Source organism: Kitasatospora nipponensis (genome assembly GCF_039528135.1).
Taxonomy (GTDB): Bacteria; Actinomycetota; Actinomycetes; order Streptomycetales; family Streptomycetaceae; genus Kitasatospora; species Kitasatospora nipponensis.
On sequence record NZ_BAAALF010001076.1, the window covers coordinates 1 to 538 of the forward strand.

The 538-nt window shown below is 77.5% G+C and carries 1 protein-coding gene; it reads right to left on the reverse strand.

Annotation, left to right across the window (positions count from 1 at the left end):
- Positions 1–538, reverse strand: a 538-nt coding sequence (locus ABD323_RS44960; RefSeq protein WP_344447720.1) for a DeoR/GlpR family DNA-binding transcription regulator, incomplete at both ends; no start/stop codon positions are given.

Here is a 538-nt window from a genome sequence, read left to right on the forward strand (position 1 = left end):
CCCGCCCCGCCCCGGCGAGCATGGCGCGCTTGACGGCGGCCTCGGCCAGGTCGGGCGTGGTCAGGCCGCTCTCCGGGCCGAAGCCGTTGGTGGCGACCACCGCGAGGTCGGCGTGCACGTCGGCCAGGTCGCGCAGCGCCCAGGCGCCCACGGCGGCCTGGGTACGGTGCCGGAGCCGCCCGCCGACCAGATGGAGCGTCAGATCCGGGTGGTCGGCCAGCCGGGCGGCGACCGGGAGGGCGTTGGTGACCACGGTCAGCGTGCTGTCCAGGGGGAGCAGTGCGGCCAGCCGGGAGATCGTGGTGCCCGCGTCCAGCAGCAGGCTGCCCTCGGTGGGCAGCAGCTCCAGGGCGGCGCGGGCGATCCGCTCCTTCTCCGGGGCGGCCGTGGAGTCGCGTTCGGCGAGGCCGGGCTCCAGGTGGAGGCCGCCGGCCGGGAGCGCGCCGCCGTGCACCCGGCGGAGCAGGCCGGCCTTGTCGAGCGCGCTCAGGTCCCGCCGGACGGTCTCCTGGGTGACGCCGAACTCCTCGGCGAGGGA